The sequence below is a fragment of the Mesorhizobium sp. M7A.F.Ca.CA.002.09.1.1 genome (assembly GCF_003998555.1).
In the GTDB taxonomy this organism is placed as follows: Bacteria; Pseudomonadota; Alphaproteobacteria; order Rhizobiales; family Rhizobiaceae; genus Mesorhizobium; species Mesorhizobium ciceri.
In genome coordinates this window covers 1-5,778 of record NZ_RZRR01000296.1, presented here as the reverse complement: position 1 = coordinate 5,778, position 5,778 = coordinate 1, and the positions used below count along the sequence as shown (strand labels likewise).

General features: G+C 60.2%; 6 protein-coding genes and 1 pseudogene. All 7 read right to left on the bottom strand.

Going from position 1 to position 5,778, the window contains the following annotated elements:
- On the bottom strand, positions 1-629 hold a 629-nt coding region (locus EN994_RS14905), incomplete at its 3' end, for a DMT family transporter (RefSeq protein WP_164745928.1).
- Between the two features lie 2 nt (positions 630-631).
- On the bottom strand, positions 632-1,612 hold the full coding sequence (locus EN994_RS14900; protein ID WP_024505072.1) for an RluA family pseudouridine synthase: 981 nt from the start codon (positions 1,610-1,612) through the stop codon (positions 632-634).
- 62 nt (positions 1,613-1,674) lie between these two features.
- On the bottom strand, positions 1,675-2,049 hold the full coding sequence (gene crcB, locus EN994_RS14895) for a fluoride efflux transporter CrcB (RefSeq protein ID WP_063168066.1): 375 nt from the start codon (positions 2,047-2,049) through the stop codon (positions 1,675-1,677).
- Between the two features lie 76 nt (positions 2,050-2,125).
- Positions 2,126-2,371, bottom strand: a complete 246-nt coding sequence (locus EN994_RS36080; RefSeq protein WP_245466033.1) for a hypothetical protein — start codon at positions 2,369-2,371, stop codon at positions 2,126-2,128.
- A 15-nt stretch (positions 2,372-2,386) separates the two neighbouring features.
- Positions 2,387-3,784, bottom strand: coding sequence for a hypothetical protein (locus EN994_RS14890; RefSeq protein WP_245466032.1), 1,398 nt, complete (start codon positions 3,782-3,784; stop codon positions 2,387-2,389).
- Between the two features lie 170 nt (positions 3,785-3,954).
- The gene (locus EN994_RS14885) at positions 3,955-4,785 is read right to left on the bottom strand and encodes an aspartyl/asparaginyl beta-hydroxylase domain-containing protein (protein WP_063168068.1); all 831 of its coding nucleotides are present in this window, start codon (positions 4,783-4,785) and stop codon (positions 3,955-3,957) included.
- A gap of 171 nt (positions 4,786-4,956) precedes the next feature.
- Positions 4,957-5,778 (bottom strand): annotated as a pseudogene (locus tag EN994_RS14880) (replication-associated recombination protein A); the annotation flags it as partial.

Sequence of the window (5,778 nt, the reverse complement as noted above, 5' to 3'; positions counted from 1 at the left end):
GGCAGCACCAATACACCCACGATCGCTGCCCCGGCGAGCTGGTAAAGCAGCAGCTTCTCGGCGCTCGCCTCGACCAGCTTCGACCGCTTGATGAGGATGTTGGTCAAAGCCCAGAAGAATCCGGAGCCAAGGCTCAGCAGATCGCCGAACAGCATGTCTCCGCCGCCGCCAAGCTTGTCGGAAAACACCGCGGCAAGGCCGGCAAAGGCCAGCAGCAGGCCAAGGAATTTTCTCAACGTGATCTGCTCGCCGAGCAGGAAATGGCCGCCGAGCAGCATCCAGAACGGCATGGTGTTGACCAGCAGCGTGTTGCGGGCAACGGTCGTATGCTCCAGGCCGACATAGAGGCAAAGGAACTCGATGCCGAAAAGCGCGCCAACCAAGATGCCGGCGAGCAAGGTCCCGTCGCGCGTGAAAAGCGCGATGCCGCGCCACCGGCACCAGGCAAAGACACACATGCCGCCGATGATCGAGCGCGCGATCGACAGGAAAACCGGATCATAGCCAGCGTAGGAGATCTTGGCGGCGACGTAATTCAGCCCCCAGGAAAAGGTCAGCCCGACCATGATCGCGGCGGCGGCCAGGTCGACCGTGTCGCGCCGGTCGAGCGCGTCGGTGGCGCCGCTCACGATCAGTCCTCCGCGCTGGCGTCGTCGAAGCCGATCAGGTTCCAGCTCTGGCGCATATGCGGTGGCATTGGCGCCGTGACATCGATGACGCCCTTGTCGGGATGCGGAATGATGATGCGGCGGGCGTGCAGATGCAGGCGGTTTTGAATGCCCCCGGGAAAGTCCCAATTGGTGTCGGCCTCGAAATATTTCGGATCGCCCAGGATCGGGCAGCCGATGTAGGCGGCATGAACGCGAAGCTGGTGGGTGCGGCCGGTATAAGGCTCCATCTCCAGCCAGGTCATCGTCTGCGCCGCCTGCTCGATGATCCGGTAATAAGAGACGGCGTGGTCGGCGCCCTTTTCGCCATGCGCGGCGACCCGCACGCGGTCACCGTCCGGCGTCGGCTCCTTGATCAGCCAGGTCGAGATCTTGTCCTCGCGCTTGGGCGGCACGCCCTTGACCAGCGCCCAATAGGTCTTCTTGGTCTCGCGGGCGCGAAATGCTTCCGAGAGCTTCATGGCGGCCAGTCGGGTGCGGGCGACGACCAGCACGCCCGAAGTGTCGCGGTCAAGCCTGTGAACCAGTCTGGGCTTCTCGCCCTTCTGGTTGCGCCAGGCCTCCAGCATGTCGTCGACATTGCGGGTGACGCCCGAGCCGCCCTGCACCGCAAGGCCCGCCGGCTTGTTGAAGACGAAAACCTTAGGGTCTTCATGGATCAGCATTTTCGACAGGACATCGGCATCGCCCTGGTTGCGGATCGAGTGGCCGGTCAGCGCACTCTCGCCCTTCTTGTCAACCTCGAGCGGTGGGACGCGAACCATCTGGCCGGGCTCGACACGGGTGTCGGCCTTGACCCGGCCGCCGTCGACACGGATCTGGCCGGAGCGCAGAAGCTTCTGCAAATGGCCGAAACCAAGGCCCGGGAAATGGGTCTTGAACCAGCGGTCGAGCCGCATGCCCGCCTCGCCGGCTTCCACCGTGATCTGTTCAACGCCTGCCATGTTTTTTGTCGCTTATCCGTTTCCCGAGCCAAGCTCGGCCTGTTCTTGGCGCGGCAATAGCACTAAGGCAGGCTTCTTGCGAGCCAAAGTCCCAGAAACAGGGCGATAATGGCGCCAATGACGCTGGCAAGGGCATAACCCAGCGCAGGCAGCGTGGCTCCCCGCTCCCACAGCGTCGCGAAATCGAGCGAAAAGGCTGAGAAGGTGGTGAAGCCGCCAAGAATGCCGGTGGCAACGAACAGCCTGACCTCGTTCGATCCGCCACGGCGCATCATGGAGGCGATGAACAGCCCCATGGCGAAGGAGCCGATGACGTTGATGGCCATCGTGCCCCAGGGATAGTTGGGGCCGACAAAACGCAGCGCGCCGATGTTGGTAAGGTGACGAATCCCGGCACCGATGCCGCCACCGAGGAAGACGAGAAACAGATTGAACATGACCGTTTACTGCCCCCGCAGGGCTGCCCGGTCAATCCCTCGTTGTGGGCGCAACCGCACGGACCAGCCGAGCTCGTCACCACTCAGGCGTTGCCCATCCCGGATATTTTTTCCTGAACTCGTTATAGAGGTCATCGATCTCCGTTTTGCCGATAGGGCGCGCCTGTTCGTAGAGGTAGCCCTTGACGTCGCCGGACAGCTGGTACGCCGCGATGCGCCTGTATGCTGCGCCGATGCCTTTGCCCTCGACAATGTATTGGTCCGGTATCGAGACACAGAGCTGCGCACCCGGCTGCAGATGGGTAACGGGCGGATCGGTCACGACAACGTATTTGGACTACAACGCCGCCGGTCTGAATCGATCGCGACTATCGACCTGACAAGCCCACTCGATGCGAGGGTAAAGGTCCTTGTCCATTTCATAGAGCAATGAGTCGCTCATGATCCCGCTGGACGCAAATACCGACAACCGGTCCCCAGGTCCCATCTTTCCAAGAAGGTCATCGATAAGACGCCTGTATTCTGGAAGATTGTCGAGTTGCAGCGGGAGCGTGGCTTCCCTGGCAAAGACGTAGCTGATCGGTGACAGCACCTGGCGGCCAATTGGGAAAAAAGTACCGAAAAACGCCAGCACGGCGGCAACGGCTATCGCGGCGTTCGACCATCGCGATCTCAGCGCCGGCATCGAAACGATCGCAACGATTGCCTGGGCGTAGGCAGGAAAAAGCCAAAGAAACATTGGCACCGAATGGTGGCGATCCGGGTCCTGCATGCGGGTGAAGAGGAAGAAGGTAAGTACCGAAGCAACGGCACAGAACAGGGAAAATCTGTTTTGGCGTATGATGGAGATGTAAGCGCCAAATACGATCAACAGCCAGTTCACATAGCTGAGCCGCGATCCTGCCTGGTCAACCTGTGAAACGAAGCTTGTCTTGTATCCGCTGTAAAGGTCGCCATAGCTGGTTCCCAGTATCTTGAGGACCAGGGGTTGCTGGAAGGTCAGCGCGGCTCCGACAACCACGAGGATCACACACAGGCCCCCGACGGCGGCATTGCGGAGTGCCGGGACGTCGCGGTCTTTCGCGACCTGCAGAAAACAGAAGAAGGCCGCGGAAGTTCCGACCCCGATGACGGGATAAGCATACCAGCGGCGCAGCACGAATGCCAACCACAGGCATACGCCGACACGCATGCCGCTGATCACCGGTTCACGGGTCAGGAACCTCGATTTCCAGAGAAAATAGGTTGCCGCGCAAAGCGCGAGACAGCCGGCAATGTCCGGCAACCCACGAAGCGTCGCCGCCCAGAAGGGCGTGTAGAGAAAGGCCGCAATCCATACGGTGAGCCAGCTTCGGCATGAAGGCGTCCCGGTCGCCGCCTCCAGATAGCTTGTTCTGCCGATGAGAAGAGCGGTCGGAACCAGGTAAACAGCGACTATTCCGGCGATGTAGGAAAACCTCGAATCGCCAAAAATGATGTAAAACGGCATCAGCGGCACCAGGATCGCCGCACTGTAGTCGTCGGTGGCGATCGAGGTCCTCAAATGGCTGAGCCACTCGAGAGGGCTCTGAACCAAGAGCGTGCCCTGCCGGCTAAACGTGTCGAAATAGGCAGCGAAGTCCCAGTAATAGACAGGCTGTTCAAGCTCTACATAGATGAGAGCAAGAGCAATTCCCACAAGAGCGGTGCACACATATGTCGTTGCCCAAAATCCGAGAGATTTGTTCTTCGTCACTTGCGGCCGCCAGAAGGAGAAGAGGCAGAACTATCAAAGCCAGCCCGGACTACCGTTTATGCAGCCAGGATCCGTTCCGGCGCATGAGCGGCCGACAAGGATTGGCCAAGTCTCACATGCAGAGCACCCAAACGCTGCCGGCAGGGCCGGCAGCGCCGATTTTCCAAAGCTCAGGTCGTCCCGGCATTCTTCGGCTTGGTCGAACCGATCATTTTCCAGTTCTTGTAGAACATGGAATTGATGCGCTCGACGCTCACCGAGACGATGGCCAGCATACCCGCGATGAGGCGGGGAACCGGCGATGGCCTGATAATGTCCATGAACACGCAGTAGCGGCGGCCGTCATACTCGTTGACCGAGCGATGCAGCAGCGTGTCGTCGAAGATGAACAGCGGATTGTCGTACCAGTAATTCTTGACGTTGCCGCACTCGACGAAAATCTCCGACTTCACCGGGATCAGATTGTAGAGGATGCGCAAGCTGAGCCGCAGCGGGCCGAAATGCCAGGACGTCGATTCGCGCTTGCTGAAGACGGAAACGGCGATGGTCTTGATGTATTTGAAATCCTTGTTGAACTCGGCGACGTTGTCGATCCTGTGCTTGCCGTACCACTGGTAGACATACATGCCGCGCCGGCCGGCGCCGAAATTGGCATCGATATCGGCGATGATCTCATCCTTGCGCGCCTTGAAGATGTCCAGGACCTCGTTGACCTCGCGCTGATAGTCGGCGGGAAACTGCTCCAGCTTCCACACGCCAGGATTTCTGTAGCACAAGAGGTCGACCAGCAGGTTGAACGGCGAAAGCAGCCAGGTGAACAGGCCGTTGCCGAGAAAATAGCCTGAGAACAGCGACAGATCCTTGCGGTCGTTGCGCAGCACGTCGATCAGGCCGCAGACGATGAAGATCGTCGTCAGGATGGGGATGAAATAGAAGCCAAGGGCGAGAAGCGGGATGGCAATGGCGAATTTGCGAAGGGATTTGCGAAGATTTTTTGTCATTTTTCCACGCGCCAAGCGCGATCCTGTTGCGAATGAGGTGCCCAAATCAAGGCAATGGCCACCGCCCGGTCGTGCGCCTTGATAAGGTTTTTTGGGTTACCACACAACGGCCCTGCTACCGCGGCCGGCTGGCTGCCTGCTGGATCTGGTCAATAGCCTCACGCAACCCGGCTATTCCCGCTCTTTGCGCAGCTTTGCCCAATAATCGAGCCGCTTCCTGATATCGCGCTCGAAGCCGCGCTCGGGCGGATCATAGAAGGTCTGGCGACCCATCTTCTCCGGAAAATAATCCTGCCCCGAAAAGGCATCCGGCTCGTCATGGTCGTAGCGGTAGCCCGCGCCGTAATCCTCCTCTTTCATCAGCTTGGTCGGCGCGTTGAGGATGTGCTTGGGCGGCAGCAGCGAGCCGTGTTCCTTGGCGGCCCGCGTGGCGGCCTTGAAAGCGTTGTAGACGGCGTTGGATTTGGGCGCGGTGGCGAGATAGACGGTGGCCTCGGCAAAGGCGAGTTCGCCCTCGGGCGAGCCGAGATAGTCGTAGGCATCCTTGGCGGCATTGGCGACGACAAGCGCCTGCGGGTCGGCAAGGCCGATGTCTTCCATGGCCATGCGCACCAGCCGGCGGCCTAGATAGAGCGGATCCTCGCCGGCATCGAACATGCGTGCGAGATAGTAGAGAGCCGCGTCAGGATCTGAACCGCGTACCGATTTGTGCAGCGCCGAGATCAGATTGTAATGGCCGTCCTGGCCCTTGTCGTAGATTGGCGCGCGGCGCTGGACGATGCGCTGCAGACCCTCGGAATCGAAGACCTCGCCGGGCTTGGCTGCTCGCCAGACTTCCTCTGCCAGGGTAAGAGAGGCGCGGCCGTCGCCATCGCTCATGCGGATGAGCATGGCCCGCGCCTCGTCGTCGAGCGGCAGCGCCCTGCCCTCGGTCTCCTCCGCCCGCGCCATCAGCTTGGAGATGCTCTCCTCGCCAAGCGAATGGAAGACCAG

What these genes read in the sequence shown, in the direction of transcription:
- crcB (WP_063168066.1), bottom strand. Translation starts at nt 2,049, where the DNA reads ATGTTCAATCTGTTTCTCGTCTTCCTCGGTGGCGGCATCGGTGCCGGG.
- EN994_RS14885 (WP_063168068.1), bottom strand. Translation starts at nt 4,785, where the DNA reads ATGACAAAAAATCTTCGCAAATCCCTTCGCAAATTCGCCATTGCCATC.
- EN994_RS14900 (WP_024505072.1), bottom strand. Translation starts at nt 1,612, where the DNA reads ATGGCAGGCGTTGAACAGATCACGGTGGAAGCCGGCGAGGCGGGCATG.